Here is a 14,971-nt window from a genome sequence, read left to right on the forward strand (position 1 = left end):
CGGACAAAACTCCGCCCTCGCCGCCGAGGCAGCGCCGCAAGCCGACAGGTCCTGATAATGCCTCCGGGTCAGGCTCCTCCCGACCCCATGAAAGGGACGTTACAGAAGCTTCCCGGGGCCGTCAATCTGGTTATAACCAGAAAACAGAATCTTTTTTCGATGCACGCAAGTCAGGTGCGATCGACGCCGTTCACCGTCGCCGACGGCTGCTCGACCGCCATGTGGATGCGCGCGACGGAGGAGTTGTAGAAGGCCTCGTAATATTCGAGCGCGGCGCCGTCGGCGTCATAGGCGATCGACTCGATCTCGATCAGCGGCGTGTTGGCGGCGACGCCCATCTCATCAGCCTCTTCCTTGGTGGGAAGGGCCGCGCGCAGCCAGCGGTCGGCGCGCTTCACGGTGAGGCCGAAGACGGCGCGGATGGTGCCGAAGATCGACTGGTTTTCCGACAGGATGTTCTCCAGCCCCGGCACCCTGTGCCCCGGCAGGCTGATGCGCGTCATGGTGATCGGCGCGCCGTCGGTCATATAGACGCGGCTGATGCGGACCACGCTGCCATTGGCGGGAATGCCGAAGACCTTGGACTCCTTCTCGCTCGGCGGGCAGCGGTAGACCTCCAGCGTGCGGGTCGAGACCTTGTGGCCCTTGGCGGTCAGGTCGTCGAACACGCCGAGATTGGCGGTCATGAAGTCGACATGCTCGCGGGGGGCTGCGACGAACATGCCCTTGCGCGGCATCTTGATGATGCGGCCCTCGTTGGAGAGCGAGCCGATCGCGGCGCGCACGACGGGACGCGAGACGCCGAAGAAATCGCAGAGCGCCTGTTCCGACGGAATGCGCGAATTGGCGGCCAGCAGGCCGGTGTTGATGGCCTCCTCGACCTGGTTGCGCAACTGCACCCAGAGGGGTGCGGCCTCATCGCGGTTGAGCTGGACCTTGGAGCCGATCGAGCGGAAAGCCTCGGCCGCCTCGGCATCTTCCTGGTCGTAACGAGGACGCCCGCGCATTCTGGTTGCTTGTTCCATCCGGTCCTGCCGCATTTCAGTTGCCGCGACTCAGCAAGCGGCAGCGCCTCCCTAGCGGAGACCACCGGCCATTTTCACGCTCTCCGGCAAGTTTCGCAACCATAGCATGGCGGCCGCCCCCAGAAGCGGTCCGGGAACCAAGAGCAGGAAGGCCCAGCGCCAGCCGCCGATGAAATCGGCGAAGCGCGGCGTCAGCCAGATGGCGAGCACCGTCAGCGCGAAACCGGCGCCCAGTTGCACCGAAAGTGCGGTGCCGACGAAGCGGCGGTCGGCAAGCTCGGTGACGGCGGCGGAGAACTGAGCCGAATCGCCGATCACCGAAACGCCCCAGACGATGGCCACCAGCATGAACAGCCAGAGCGGGCCGGTGAAGAGAAAGCCCATCAGCAGCGCACAGCTGCCCGAGACGAGCATCATGCCGGCGGTGGTGGCGGTGCGGCCGACGCGGTCCGACAGATAGCCGCCGAGCAGGCAGCCAAGGATACCAGAGGCGACGACAAGGAAAGTCGAGAGCGACGCGGGAGCGGCGGTCCCGATCGCCTGCGCCTCGAAAGCGGCGCGCGTATAGGCAAGCAGCCAGGCCCACATGGCATAGAGTTCCCACATATGGCCGAGATAGCCGAGATTGGCTAACAGCAACGGCTTCTCGCGGAACACCTGGCCGATGCGGGACGGCTCGAACACCGCCTTGCCGAAGGGATAGGGTCCCTCCTTGGCGAACAGCAGGAAGAGCAGCGCGCCCGCCGCCGTGGCCACGCTGGCGGCGGCGACCACGGGACGCCAGTCGAGCGCGGTCGAGGCGGCGCGGAAGAGATGCGGCAGCGCCGAGCCGACCGTCAGCGCGCCGATGACCGCGCCGAGCGCCAGCCCCCGGTCGCGGGTGAACCAGGTGGCGACCAGTTTCAGCGCCGGCGGATAGACGCCGGCAAGCGCGGCGCCCGTGACGATGCGTGCGGCGATCACGCCGCCCGGCCCGGGATGAAGCAGTAGCGTCGCGTTGGCCAAAGCGGCGACAAGAGCCGCGGCCGCCATGAGGCGGCTCAGCCGCACAAGGTCGGGAAGATTGATGAGACTCGCCGCCAGCGCGCCGACCACGAAGCCGACCTGGACGCCATTGGTCAGCCAGGCTTCGGCGCTGGCGCCGAGCGCCAGTTCCTGCTTGAGTTCCGGGAGGATGGCGGTCGCCGAAAACCAAGTGGTCAGCGACAGCACGACCGCCAGGCAAAGCAGCGACAACACGCGCCAGCGCTCGCTGTCGGCCGCCATGTCGAGCCGGCCGTCGCCGACCGTGCTCATGCGCTTTGCAGCGGAACGGTGAAGACCGTGGCCGTGCCGGTGAGGCAAAGCTCGCCCTGGCCGTTGCGCACGCTGGTCTCGATCTTGCAGATCGGCTTGTCGGGGCGCACGTCCTTGACCTCCACGCGGCCGGTGATCTCCTCATCGACGCCAACGGCCTTGACGAACTTCCAGGCCACTTCGAGGAACACGGTTCCAGGCCCGGGCAGATCCTCCGCCACCAGCGCGTTGAGGATACCGGAGGTGACGCCGCCCTGGACGATCAGCTTGCCGAACACCGATTTCTCGGCCAGCGCGCGGTCGTAATGCAGCGGATTGCGATCGCCGGTGATATCGGTGAAGGCCTCGATGTCGCTCATCTTCGTGCGCCGCGTGCGCTCGGCGAAGGCGCCGACCTGCGGGCGGCCTTTCACGACGCCCACCCAACCGTCTTTCGTTCCGGTGCTCATTGCGGCTTCTCCTCTGCTCTGTTCGACTGGTTTGAAGGCCGGCAGGACGCGACCGCCGATGGCGGTCGGCGCAAGAAGCAGCATGTCCCCGACCTGTAGCGGTCGTGTGCCGGCCAGGATAAAGCTCAGTATCGTCGGGCCTTCGGCCAGCTCGACCAGGCCGACCAGGTAAGGCACGGCGGGCAGCCAGCCCGGATGGCCGGGCTTGTGCACTTCCGAAAAGGATTTGAGCCGCCCCCTGCCCGATGCGTCTTTCCAGACCAGCCGCGTGCTCCAGCAATGGGGACAGATCGGGCGCGGATAGAAGACAGCCTTGCCGCAGTCCTCGCAGTGCTGGATGGTCAGCCGGCCTTCGGTGGTAGCATCCCAGAACGGCTTGGTCAGCGCGGTGATCGTCGGCCCTGGGGTCTTCAGCGTGTTCAAATCGATCGCCATCAGGCTGCTCCCAGCACGAGCGCGGTCGCTTCGCTCATCGTCGCGCCATTGCCGGTGACCAGCGCGAGGCCGGCCCTGGCGATCTGGCGTTCGCTCGCCTCGCCGCGCAACTGGCGCACCGCTTCGACGACATGGGTCATGCCGCCGGCAAGGTCCGGCTGGCCGAAGCCGAGCTGGCCGCCATGCGTGTTGAGCGGCTTGTCGCCCTTGTGGGAAAGGTCGTGGTCGTTGAGCCACGCGCCGAACCCGCCCGGCCCGCAGAGGCCAGCATCCTCGATCGTGGCGGCGACCATGATCGTGTAGCAGTCGTAGAGCGACAGAAGGTCCATCGCGCCGGCCTGCGTGCCGGACTGCGCAAAGGCCCGCGCCATGGCGCTTTTCAGTGGACCGGAGGTCAAGCTCGGCGCCTGGCTGACCGCGCGGTGCGTGACCTTCTCGCCGGCCCCGAGCAGATGGACCGACGGCTTGCGCAGTGCGCGCGCGCGTTCGGCGGAGGTGACGACGACAGCCTCACCGCCGGCGACCGGCATGACGATCTCGAGAAGATGCAGTGGCGAGGCGATCATCGGCGAGGCCAGCACCGCTTCCACATCGGCCGGCTTGCCGAAGAAGATCGCATCGGGATTGAGCTGCGCATTGGCGCGCGCCGCGGCGGCGATCATGGCGAAATCCCGCGCGGTCGAACCGTATTGCGCCATATGCGCCTGCATCAGCAGCGCATAGGAGATGTTGGCGCCCGAGGCGCCGAAGGGCACGTCGAACTCGCGGATCGGATTGCGGTTGGGCGAGCGCGGCGCCGTCTCCTCGCGGTTGTTGGCGAGCACGCAGAGCACCGTCTCGCACATGCCGGCCTCGATCGCGGCCGCCGCGCGCCAGACCATGCCGGCGCCGGACGCGCCGCCGAGGTCGACGACATTGGCCATGGTCGGCGCGAGACCCAGATATTCGGCGATGGTCGCCGGCACATGCTGCGGCGTCTCGCCGACCTGCGGCCCGACCAGCAGCCCGTCGATCGCCGCCGGCTCCAGCCCGGCATCGAGCACGGCCAGGCGCGAGACCTCGGCGATCATCTCCAGCGTCGTCACGCCGCTGGTCAGCCGTTGCGGCTTCAGCTCGCCGATGCCGACGATCGCTCCCTTCGACCCGCTCATGCCGCCTTGCTCCGGTCGAGCGCGCGGTATTCCTCGAGGCAGGCCGGATTGGCGAGCGAAGCCATGTTCTTGACCGGCTTGCCCTCGAGCGTCGTGCGGGCCRCGCCCTCGACGCGCTTGCCGTTCAGCGTGTAGGGCACGGCCTGCACCGCGTGGATGCGATGCGGCACATGGCGCGGCGAGGCGCCTTCGCGAATCGCTTGGCGAATTCGCGCGGCAAGCTCGGGGGTCAGCGCAAAACGGTCGTTCAGCCTGACGCAGAGCACGATTTCCTCGTCGCCCTCGATGGGCGCTCCAAAGACGAGGCAATCCTCGATCTCGGCAAAGCTCTCGCAGGCCGCGTAGATTTCGGCCGTGCCGATGCGCACGCCGCCGGGTTTCAGCGTCGTGTCCGAGCGGCCGTGGATGATCCCGGAGCCGTAAGCGGTCATCTCGGCGACGTCGCCATGCRTCCAGATCTCGCGCCGCGCGGCGAAATAGGTGGCGTGATAGCGCTGATCGCCGTCCTTGCCCCAGAAAGTCAGCGGCATGGACGGGAACGGCTCGGTGCAGACGAGATCGCCCTGACGGCCGATGATCGGCGCATTGCGCTCGTCCATGACGGCGACGGCGAGGCCGAGGCCTTTCGTCGTCAATTCACCACGCCGCACTGGATGGATCGGCGATCCCAGCAGGAAGCAGCCGATGATCTCGGTGCCGCCGGAGATGGAGGCGAAGATCATGTCGCGCTTCACATGTTCGTAGACCCAGTCGAATTGCCCGGGTGAGACGGGTGCGCCGGCCGACAGCAGCGAGCGCAGCGATGAGAGATAGTGCAGGCTCCCTGGCGCGTAGTTTTCGGCGGCGAGTGTGGCCAGATATTTCGGGCTGGTGCCGAAATGTGTGACGCGGGCGCGCTCGGCCAGCTTCCAGAGCGGGCCGGGATCGAGGCCGTCGGCCGATTTCAGGATCGGCGCACCGTCATAGAGCACCACTGTCGCGTGGCAGGCGAGGCCCGAGATCAGCCAGTGGTACATCATCCAGGCGGTGTTGGTGTACCAGCTCATCACGTCGCCCGGGCGAACATCGCCATGCAGCAGATGCTCCTTCAGGTGCTGGAGCAGCACGCCGCCGGCGCGATGAACGATCGCCTTCGGCGCGCCTGTCGTGCCGGAGGTGTAGAGCACATAGGCCGGATGGTCGAAGGGCACACGCTCGAAAATGAGCCGGCCGTCGCCGCCGAAATCGTCGAATGAAATGCAATCCGCCGCGCAGTCCGGCCCGGCGCCCGCTTCGCCGGTCAGCACCAGCGTCGTCACCGTCGGCATCGCGGCGACGATTTCGGCCAGCCTGCCGGAGATGTCGTGCTCCTTGCCCGCATAGCGGTAGCGGGGTGCCGCGAACAGYACCTTGACGCCGATCTGGCCGAGGCGGTCGACGATCGCGGCGGCGCCGAAATCCGGCGAGCAGGACGACCAGACGGCGCCGATCGACAGGGTCGCCAGCAACGCCACGAGGCCTTCGACACGGTTGGGCAGGATGCCGCCGACGCAATCGCCCTTGCCGATACCGGCCGCGCGCAGGCCGTCGGCCGTCCGGGCGACGAGACGGCGCAGTTCGCCGAGCGTGGCGGTGCGGAAATGGCCGCTTTCGTCGGCTTCGATGAGGGCAACCCTCTCCTCGTCGCCGCGCAGCAGGTTTTCCGCGAGATTGAGCGAGGCTTCCGGCAGGAAGCGGCTCCCGGTCATCGGCGCATTGTCGTCGCGCAGGAAGGAGGTCGCGCCCGGATCGCCGATGACCTCGGCGAAATCCCACACCGCCCGCCAGAAGGCGCCCGGATCGCCGGTCGACCAGCGATGCAGCGTCTCGTAGTCGCGCGGGTCGAAGCCGTTGGCCGTCGAAAAGCGCGCAAGGTTGGACGATTGGAACGCGGCCGGCGCCGGCGTCCAAAGCACGGATGACATGGATTTCCTCCCGCAACGCAGGCCGGGCTCGATGCCGCGACCTTGCTTGCCGATGCGTTTCATGATTATTGGTTATAACCAGAATGTCAAGCGGTGATCCCGCCTGTGTGGATCGCGCGTGCGGAGGATCGGAAATGGATGCGGTTTATATCGTTGCCGCCAAGCGGACGCCCATCGGCAAGCTGAATGGCGCGTTCGCCAGCCTGTCGGCGGCGGAACTCGGCGGGCAGCTTATCCAGGCAATGCTTGCCGATACCCAGCTCGCGCCCGATGCCGTCGGCGAGGTGATCATGGGCCAGGTGCTGACCGGCGGCGCCGGGCAGAACCCCGCCAGGCAAGCTTCACTGAAGGCCGGCCTGCCGGTCAGCGTTCCCGCAATGACCGTCAACAAGGTGTGCGGCGCCGGCCAGAAGTCGATCCATCTCGCCGCCCAGGCCATCCGCTGCGGCGACGCAGACTGCGTGATCGCCGGCGGGCAGGATTCGATGACCTCGGCACCGCATGTCATTCACGGCGCCCGCGCCGGCATCCGCATGGGCGACCGTACCGTCAAGGATTCCATGATCACCGACGGGCTGTGGGATGCCTTCCATCAGGTGCATATGGGCGTGACCGCCGAAACGCTGGCGCAGCGCTACCAGATCACCCGCGAGGAACAGGACCGTTTCGCGCTGCGCTCGCAGGAAAAGGCGGACACCGCCATCCAGTCCGGCAGGTTCGACGAAGAGATCGTCCCGGTCTCGATCAAGACGAGGCAAGGCGATGTCGTCATCGAGCGTGACGAGCATCCCAATCCTTCCACCACGATTGAAGGCCTCGGCCGGCTGAGACCGGTCTTCGATGCAGCGGGGACAATCACCGCCGGCAACTCCTCCGGTCTCAACGACGGCGCGGCGGCGGTGCTGGTGATGTCGGAGGCGCGCATGAAGGAACTCGGCCTGACGCCCCTCGCCCGCATCGCGTCCTACGCTTCCGCCGGAGTCGAGCCGATGGATATGGGCCTCGGACCGGTGGCAGCCTCGCGCCGCGCGCTGGATAAGGCCGGCTGGCGCGCGTCCGACCTCGACGTGATGGAGATCAACGAAGCCTTCGCCGCGCAAGCCATCGCGGTCAACCGCGAGATGGGCTGGAACGAGGACATCATCAATATGAGCGGCGGCGCCATCGCGCTCGGCCATCCGCTGGCCGGCTCCGGCTGCCGCATCGTGGTGACGCTGTTGCACGAAATGGTCCGCCGCGGCGCGAAGAAGGGCCTCGCCTCGCTCTGCATCGGCGGCGGTCAGGGCGTGGCGATCTGCCTGGAGCGGTGAAGCCGTCAAACAAACAGCGGTTCTGCGTTTTTTCGAGAGAGGGTGAACGCCCTACGCGTTGCGCCTCCTGCCCTCCATGAGGTCGAGCACGGCCTGGGCTGCATGGAGGACATTGATCAATTGCGGCCAGCGTGCAGTACCGCCGCTCAAGCGGCGGCTGAGCATCGACCCGGACTCGCGAGCCGTCCTGCCATACTCGATCGTTTAGAGCGCTGCGGGACGCGAACCGGGACACTGCAGGAATGCCGACATGAAGCGTGTCAAAAGTTACGCCGCAGCCGATCTTCGAAGCGCCAGTCGTAATCGCGTCGTCATGTCGCTCCGCGCGGCCCGGTGGGACGCCGGACGATAACCGGGGAGAGAGGAACCGCCCCTCTCCCCGAGCCCTTTACGGGCGGACGCGGATGACGGTCTTCCCCGCGCGCCGCTCGGTCGAATTGAAGGTTGCGACGGCATCGTCGAGAGATGACACCTTGCCGATGTTCGGCCGCAGTCTTCCGTCCCGTACCCGCTGGATTATCTCGGATAGCTGGGCGCGATCGGCCTCGACGACGAAGTCGACCGTCAGGCCGTCGGCGGGTCGAACATCCGTCGGCGCGACGACGGTCACCAGCGTTCCTCCGGCCCGGACCAGCGCTGCGGACCGCTTCTGGATGTCGCCGCCGATGACATCGAACACCAGGTCGACGCCGCCGATGTCCTCCAGGGTGTCGTTCCCGAGGTCGACGAATTCATTTGCACCGAAGTCGAGAGCCTTCTGGCGGTCGGCGGCGCGTCCGGTGCCGATGACATAGGCGCCGGCTTCCCGCGCAAGCTGCGTCACGACCGAACCGACGGCGCCGGCCGCGCCATGCGCCAGCACGCTCTGTCCCGCCTGAAGGCGGCCATGCTGGAACAGGCCCTGCCATGCGGTGAGGCCCGAGATCGGCAAGCTCGCGCCCACGGTGAAGTCGACATCGCCGGGCAGCGGCGCGAGGTTGCGCGCCTCCATGGCGACATACTCGGCGAGCGTGCCGTCGCGATGCCAGTCCGACAGGCCGAACACCCGTTGGCCGATCGACAGCCCCGTGGTGCCGTAGCCGAGCGCGGTGACCACACCGGCCAATTCATGGCCGAGGATCGACGGCGTCCGGTCACGGAAGGCCCGATCCGCCCAGGTCGAAGGCCACTCCAGTTCGGTGTTGACGAATCCCGCCGCGTGAACCTGAACGACGACGTCGTTTATCGCGGCTTGCGGCTCGGGCCGCTCCACCAGCTTCATTCCGGCTGGCCCCGCAGTCTGGTCCGTCACAACGATTGCTTTCATGGGAATTGTCTCCTTGTTCGTTCGAGGTAAATTGCAGGGGTGGAAGGTCTTTTCGATCTCTCACGCGGTTGGCTATCGGTTCGACGCCTTCCGCGACGGACTTGATGTCGAATTGCTGCGTGATGCCGACGATGGCGGGCGCTTCATCGTCAGAAGCTCCGTCACATCATGCAGATCATCTGCCGATGCGATGGCAATCGTCAGCCATTTTCCGTCGATGTATGTCTTGGCTTCATCGTAGAGCTTGACCAGTCGCGGGCGCCAGACATAACGCCGCTGCTCGAACTGCTCTCGTTCTGCTCCACCCATGACCACGACAGCCGAAAACCGCCGGTATTCCGGCATTAAGGTGCAGAGCGCCTTGGTCTTCTTGTAGCGCAAGGACCAACCGCGGTTCTTGCCGCCGTAGAGCCAGTCCGGCGTGAAAACCCCAGGGTAGGATTCGTCTATCCAGCTTCGCAGCTCGGCCCAGCGCTCGAACGTCTCCGCTCCGATCCATTCGCGGACGGCGCCGTCGTCGGGTGGCGCTGATTTATCGGTGATCCTGTCGCCGATCTGGGGAGGCGTACCGCCATCAGCGGCTGTTGCTCTGGTGCGGGTGGGTGACATCGTCAAAGGACCTCGTGTTCATGGTCCGGCGGACGCCGGAGGGTTCAGATGCGGGCGTGCCAAGAGTTTGCGGGGCGCGCCTCAGAATGCCGGCGCGACCCGCCCCAGGGCAGGGCGGACACCGCGATACGGTCTACCGGCGCTTGCGAGCACTGCAGGCCAACCATCGACGCCTCGAAGCTCTCGCACGACCGTCAGATCGATCGCCGCCAAGGCCTTCTCCCTCGCCAATGCGGCCTTGTCCCCGTCAAGAAACGCGGTGGCCTGCACCGAGAGGAATTGCAGGGTCTTCAGCCCAATGGAGTTCAGCGCCAGCGAGAGATACGGCGTGAGAAAATCGGGTTGGTTCGCTCGCTCGCCGGAGAAAACGCCACCGGAAGCGACGCCGATAAACACCGGACGATCCCGGAGCATTCCCACCTTTCCGGCCGGTGTCGACTTCATCGTGCGACCGACGCGCAGGATCTGGTCGATCCAGGCCTTGAGGATCGAGGGAATGGTGAAGTTGTACATCGGCGTTCCGATGACAATCACATCGGCCGTCTCGACTTCCCGAATGAGCGCCTCGGAAACATCCACGGCGCCCTTTGGAGGCGCCGCCAACGTGGCCGGCGTCGACAGCGCAAATGCGTAGTCGGCCGCGGTGTGAGGCAACGGATCCGCTCCCAAATCACGTCGACTGATGCTCGCCCCGGGCGCAACCCTAAGGAGCCTTTCGACGATCGCCGCCGAAAGCTGGCGGCTATGCGATTCCTGTCGCGGACTGACATCGATATGAAGAATGTTCATGTGACTGTTCCAATGGCTTCACGAGGTTGCGACAGGACCGGGCTCAGATCGAGCCGGCCGGCATCACGGCTGGAAAGTCCTTCTCGTGATCGAACACGTTGTTGAAGAAGTTGGTCAGGGAGTACATCGCCACCAACGCGACGATCTCGATGATGTTCGCATCCGTGTAGCCAACCCGGCGAACCGCTTGCAGGTCGGCATCACTGACGTGCCCCCGGGTCTCTATGACCTTGCGCGCGAACTGCAGAGCCGCGTCCCGCTTCGGGTCCCTGGCCCGACCCTTGCGAGCGAGAATGACGTCATCCGCCGGCAACTTGGCCATATGCTCGGCCGTGAAGCTGTGAACCGTGAGGCAATAGTTGCAACCGTTCACTTCGGAGACCGCGAGGCCGATACTGTCACGCGTCTTCACGTCCAGGGCCTTGCTCAGCGAGCCGAGCAGAGTGGCCCAGGCGTTGAACGCGATCGGGCTCTGCGCGAAGGCCGCCATCATATTGGGTGTGAAACCGATATTCCTGGTGAAAGCGTCGAGCGTCGGTTTGGATTCGGCCGGCACCTGTTCCGGTTTCAGAGCAGCGGTTCTCGCCATCGTAGTCTCCATAAGCTTCTGAAATGATTGAGGATTATGCGAAGTCCAGGACATCGGCCACAGGCAGGCGCGGCTTCTGCGGCCAGTTGCCAGCCCGCTCCGGCCCGACGGTCAGCAGCATGACCGGCACTTCGTCCTCGGCCAGGCCGAACTCGCTGTGCACGGCCTCGGCGTCGAARCCGATCATCGGCGTCGAACCCAGGCCCAGCGAACGGGCCGCGTAGATGATCGCCGCGGCGCCGAAGGTCGCGGAGCGCACGGCTTCGTCGCGCTGACGCTGCGGCTGGTTGTCATACAGACCACGAGCGGGGATTTCCCAGTCCGGCACCAGACGCGCCGGCATGATGCCCGCTTCCACCACGGGCGCCAGACGGTCGGGAACGGTGCTGGCATCGGCAAGCTGGCCGATGATGATGAAGGTCACCGCGGCGTCGGTGATCGCGGGCTGATTCCAGGCGATCGGACGCAGCCTTGCCTTGGCTTCAGGCGAGCGTACGGCGATGAAGCGCCAGTTCTGCAGGTGGAAGGAAGTTGGCGCGGACGTGCCGATACGCACCAGGTCGCGGATCTGGTCGTCGTTCAGGGTGGCGGTAGCGTCGTAGTACTTGGCGGCACTGCGGCTCAGGATGGTTTCGATGACGGCGTTGGTCGCGAAAGCGTTTTCGCTCTTCCCGGTCTCCCCGAAGATCTCGGCGGCGATGCGGGTCGCGGTTCCGGCGGTGGCGGCGCTGATGCAGTTCATTGGATGGCTCCCTTATCAAGTGATTACGGGAGCCAATTTACGGTCAGGAGTGATAATTTCGAGACTGAATTAACTCAATATGATGCGCAAAAGGATCAAACTACGTCGTCCTGAATCTTGGACCGCGCGGCTTACTCGCCCTTGCGCGCCAGTTGCCGCCACTCACCCGGCGTCATTCCCATCCTTTCCGCGAAGACATGCCGGAAGGCCGAAACGGATTGATACCCAACGGTCTCGGCCACAGCTTCCGTGCTGATCGCCGGTTTCCTGAGCTCGTTGGCGGCCAGGCTCATGCGCAGATCGGTCACGAAGTCGAGGGCGGAGCGACCCAACTTGTCCTGAAACTGGCGCATGAACGTGGCGCGTGACATGCCGCACAAATCGGCCAGTTCGGGCAGCTTCCAAGGCCGTGCCGGATTGGCGAACATCGCGGCCATGGCCGGAGCAAGGCGCGGATGGCCGGCCAAGGCCAACAAGCCCTCCGGGGCTTTCCCCGATTGGCTCGCCGCGCGCAGGACCAATGTGAACAGGGCCGACGAAAGCGCGTTGAGAATGGCGCGTCCTCCGGCTCGGTCGCCGGCTGACTCCATTCGCATCAGCCCGACAAGACCGGCAAGTTGGTTGGAAGCGGACCCGATGCCTTCTTCCGCATGGCCGTCCGTTGCCCGCGCCACCAGATTTGTGGGCAGGTAGCTGCGGATCAGCCGATCATGGGGCGGCGCGACGAAAAATCGCCCGCACAACAGATCCAGTTGCTCGCCCTGGCTGTCGTTCTCGCTCAGCATCCATCCGGCGGAGCCCACGCTTTCGTGCGTCCGGATTGGTGTTTGCCCGCTGCCGTCGTGCAGCACATGCGGCGCACCGTGGGGGAGCAGCACGATATCTCCGCTCACCAGCTCCCGCACCGTTTTCGACTCCGGATCCTCGAGAACGGCCCGGCCCTTGACTATGACGTGATAGGGGATCTCGTTCGCCGCCGCTCGGCCCCAGGCGACACGCCACGGCGCACCATAGGCGCAGCGAACCTCGAGCTGGCCGCTGACGGTGATGATTTGCAAGAGATGGCTAAGCCAGTCCACTTCAGACATTTGACCTCGAAAACCGGAAACGGTGAAACATCTTATCGCAATTGTGCACCGGTTCTACTTGTCGCCCTCGTTTCCAACACTGGCTCCGTTCCGGGCCTAGATGGTGAGCGAGCCACCGAGCGCTAATGTTCGGCTATCGCGTGGCTGAGGCATCTGTTGTGGCTCATGTTGGCCGCGATCTTCAGAGTGTTCGCAGACCGCTCGGCGCTCAACCAGGCTTCTTGACGGACGACGCTGGAGTTGTGCGCGCACAGGCAGATGGGAAGTCGGACGTCGCAGGCCAGATCTCAGCTGGACGATTTCGTGGGCGATCAATCCGTTGGCGCTTGAGATCGTAAGACCAAGACTGGAACAGCGATTTTGCCGGTCGTGATGCGGCATGGGGCTATCACCCGCACCGGTGTCGGATGTCGTATGTTAGTTTACTGGCACGAAAGGTGGTTCTGCGATACGGCTTTTTGACCAAGTGACTCTGGGAGGAGCAATGGTCGAGATCATATCGAAGCGCGACGGCTCGCGACGCGAGGACGTCGCGATGAAGCGCTTGATCGAGCAGAACCGCGCAACCATCACGCGGCTCGCCGACCATATCAGCGGCGGAAGCTATTCGGCAGGCAAGGCGCCAAAGCCGAAGCGCAGGCAAAAGGCCTCATCATCCATTCCGTCGGCAGCGCAAGGCCCGCCGTCGAAGCAAGCCCCAGTATCCGCATCAGCCTCAACGGGCGGGTGATCATGGTGGACGAGAATTCGGGCCGCCAGCTGCATCATATCGGCGATCTCAGGTTCCGGGACGGCAGCGACGTCTTTGTGCTCGCGACCAAAGCCAATCAGTATTTCTCGCCGGTCGACGAGGGCATCGCGGCGGCATTGTCCGACCTCGCAGTGGCCACCGATACGGTGGCAGGCGAGACCGCGATCGTGGACGGGGTGCCGCAGGCAAACCCCGGCCATATGAAGAGCTGGTTGCCGCACGACATACTGATCGTCGAGATGCTTACCAACCTCGAGGAACTGACACCGCGATCGCTGTTCCTTGCAATGCCCCTGAACATCGACGAGGGGTCGGGATCGCCGATACGGCCCGTCGCCTTCTGCCCGGCCTAACCCGTTGCGCCTCTGCGAAGGCCCTCGCAAAGACGAAGCCGCGCGGTCGTTCGAATCTGCCGAGAGATGCCGGCCATCGCAAGGCAGGCGATTGCCTGCATGGCCGCATCAATGCGACGCAAGCTCTATACGGCCTCAGCCCGAAGACGGGTTCCGGTCGGGACATCTGAATAAGTCTGGAGGAAACGATGAATCTCAGTGGCAAGACGGCCATCATCACGGCGGGCGCATCGGGCATAGGCCGGGTCATCGCGCACCGCTTTGTCGAGCAGGGCGCGCAGGTCTGCCTTTGCGACATCGCGGACGATGCCTTGGCGGCCGTGACCAGGGAACTGCCGTCGGCGATCGTTCTGAAGGCCGACGTGTCGAAGTCGTCCGACGTCGCCGCGCTTTACGACGCCTTTCTGGCGCGCCATTCGCGGCTCGACATCCTCGTCAACAACGCCGGCATCTCCGGCCCGACCAAGCGGGTCGAGGACATCACCGACGAGGAGTGGAATGAGACCATGGCGGTCAACGTCAGCGGTCAGTTCTACATGGTGCGTAAGGCTGTGCCGCTGTTCAGGCAGGCGGGCGGAGGTTGCGTGATCAACCTCTCGTCGGTCGCGGGCCGACTCGGCATGCCGCTCAGGGCACCCTATTCCACGTCAAAATATGCCGTGCGAGGGCTGACCGACGTGCTGGCGGTCGAACTCGGCGAGATCGGTGTCCGCGTCAACGCCATCCTGCCCGGCCTGGTCGACGGGCCGCGTGGGCAACGGGTGATGCGCGAGCAGGCGGAAAAGCGTGGTATGACGCTGGAAGAATGGATGCCTTTCTTCCTTCACAACATCTCGATGCACACCATGATCGACATGAAGGAGATCGCCGACGTCGCCGTCTTCCTCGCATCCGACCTCGCGCCGCATATTTCGGGACAATCGATCAGCGTCTGCGGCAATTTTGAGAGCTATCGCGGGCCGAAGACCGCGGGCCACTAGCTGCCACGCCAATCTACGCCAAAATAGCTGTTTCGCCGAATTCTGTAGGTTTTTCCCCTACTCCCACTCGATCGTCAATAGAACTCATATGTATCTGTTATATTTATATAATTCCTTCAACAATTACAAAATACCGTCGAAAATACCGTCAAGTT

15 protein-coding genes are annotated in these 14,971 nt (G+C 64.8%); 4 read left to right on the top strand and 11 right to left on the bottom strand.

What is annotated here, in order from left to right; translation table 11 throughout:
- Positions 1-170 precede the first annotated feature (170 nt).
- From LCM4577_RS26740 to LCM4577_RS26760, 5 genes are all read right to left on the bottom strand, one after another.
- On the bottom strand, positions 171-1,007 hold the full coding sequence (locus LCM4577_RS26740; RefSeq protein ID WP_041008943.1) for a GntR family transcriptional regulator: 837 nt from the start codon (positions 1,005-1,007) through the stop codon (positions 171-173).
- Positions 1,008-1,076: 69 nt separating this feature from the next.
- Positions 1,077-2,321, bottom strand: coding sequence for a nitrate/nitrite transporter (locus LCM4577_RS26745; protein WP_071074148.1), 1,245 nt, complete (start codon positions 2,319-2,321; stop codon positions 1,077-1,079).
- Positions 2,318-3,205 (bottom strand): MaoC/PaaZ C-terminal domain-containing protein, encoded by an 888-nt coding sequence (locus tag LCM4577_RS26750; protein WP_244508441.1) that lies wholly within the window; start codon positions 3,203-3,205, stop codon positions 2,318-2,320. The genes LCM4577_RS26745 and LCM4577_RS26750 overlap by 4 nt, the downstream gene beginning before the upstream one ends.
- Positions 3,205-4,356 (bottom strand): thiolase family protein, encoded by a 1,152-nt coding sequence (locus LCM4577_RS26755; protein ID WP_071074149.1) that lies wholly within the window; start codon positions 4,354-4,356, stop codon positions 3,205-3,207. Before LCM4577_RS26755 ends, LCM4577_RS26750 begins: the two co-directional genes overlap by 1 nt.
- A complete protein-coding gene (locus LCM4577_RS26760) occupies positions 4,353-6,299 on the bottom strand; it encodes an acetoacetate--CoA ligase (protein WP_071074181.1) in 1,947 nt (648 codons plus the stop codon). The genes LCM4577_RS26755 and LCM4577_RS26760 overlap by 4 nt, the downstream gene beginning before the upstream one ends.
- Before the next feature lie 134 nt (positions 6,300-6,433).
- On the opposite strand from LCM4577_RS26760, the gene LCM4577_RS26765 reads away from it, so the two are divergent.
- Positions 6,434-7,609 carry an acetyl-CoA C-acetyltransferase gene (locus LCM4577_RS26765; RefSeq protein ID WP_071074150.1) on the top strand — a complete coding sequence of 392 codons (1,176 nt, stop codon included), beginning with the start codon at positions 6,434-6,436 and terminating at the stop codon, positions 7,607-7,609.
- A 388-nt stretch (positions 7,610-7,997) separates the two neighbouring features.
- Here LCM4577_RS26765 and LCM4577_RS26770 read toward each other — a convergent pair whose 3' ends face one another.
- The 6 genes from LCM4577_RS26770 to LCM4577_RS26795 all read right to left on the bottom strand — a co-directional run bounded on the left by LCM4577_RS26770 (position 7,998) and on the right by LCM4577_RS26795 (position 12,732).
- A complete protein-coding gene (locus tag LCM4577_RS26770) occupies positions 7,998-8,915 on the bottom strand; it encodes an NADP-dependent oxidoreductase (protein ID WP_071074151.1) in 918 nt (305 codons plus the stop codon).
- A 72-nt stretch (positions 8,916-8,987) separates the two neighbouring features.
- Positions 8,988-9,524 carry a DUF3788 domain-containing protein gene (locus LCM4577_RS26775; protein ID WP_071074152.1) on the bottom strand — a complete coding sequence of 179 codons (537 nt, stop codon included), beginning with the start codon at positions 9,522-9,524 and terminating at the stop codon, positions 8,988-8,990.
- A gap of 81 nt (positions 9,525-9,605) precedes the next feature.
- Entirely contained in the window at positions 9,606-10,313 is a 708-nt protein-coding gene (locus LCM4577_RS26780) for an FMN-dependent NADH-azoreductase (RefSeq protein WP_071074153.1), read from the bottom strand.
- 43 nt (positions 10,314-10,356) lie between these two features.
- Complete coding sequence (locus tag LCM4577_RS26785) at positions 10,357-10,902, bottom strand: carboxymuconolactone decarboxylase family protein (RefSeq protein ID WP_041008933.1); 546 nt, start codon at positions 10,900-10,902, stop codon at positions 10,357-10,359.
- 34 nt (positions 10,903-10,936) lie between these two features.
- Positions 10,937-11,644 (bottom strand): nitroreductase family protein, encoded by a 708-nt coding sequence (locus LCM4577_RS26790; protein ID WP_244508442.1) that lies wholly within the window; start codon positions 11,642-11,644, stop codon positions 10,937-10,939.
- A gap of 131 nt (positions 11,645-11,775) precedes the next feature.
- The gene (locus tag LCM4577_RS26795) at positions 11,776-12,732 is read right to left on the bottom strand and encodes an AraC family transcriptional regulator (RefSeq protein WP_040980094.1); all 957 of its coding nucleotides are present in this window, start codon (positions 12,730-12,732) and stop codon (positions 11,776-11,778) included.
- A 484-nt stretch (positions 12,733-13,216) separates the two neighbouring features.
- Here LCM4577_RS26795 and LCM4577_RS26800 point away from each other — a divergent pair, with 484 nt between their 5' ends.
- From LCM4577_RS26800 to LCM4577_RS26810, 3 genes are all read left to right on the top strand, one after another.
- Entirely contained in the window at positions 13,217-13,462 is a 246-nt protein-coding gene (locus tag LCM4577_RS26800) for a hypothetical protein (protein WP_052469005.1), read from the top strand.
- Positions 13,463-13,464: 2 nt separating this feature from the next.
- Positions 13,465-13,836, top strand: coding sequence for a hypothetical protein (locus LCM4577_RS26805; RefSeq protein WP_052467668.1), 372 nt, complete (start codon positions 13,465-13,467; stop codon positions 13,834-13,836).
- Between the two features lie 188 nt (positions 13,837-14,024).
- Complete coding sequence (locus tag LCM4577_RS26810) at positions 14,025-14,816, top strand: SDR family oxidoreductase (RefSeq protein WP_071034935.1); 792 nt, start codon at positions 14,025-14,027, stop codon at positions 14,814-14,816.
- The last annotated feature ends 155 nt before the right edge of the window (positions 14,817-14,971 follow it).

The sequence above is a fragment of the Mesorhizobium sp. LCM 4577 genome, assembly GCF_001854795.2.
GTDB lineage: Bacteria > Pseudomonadota > Alphaproteobacteria > Rhizobiales > Rhizobiaceae > Mesorhizobium > Mesorhizobium plurifarium.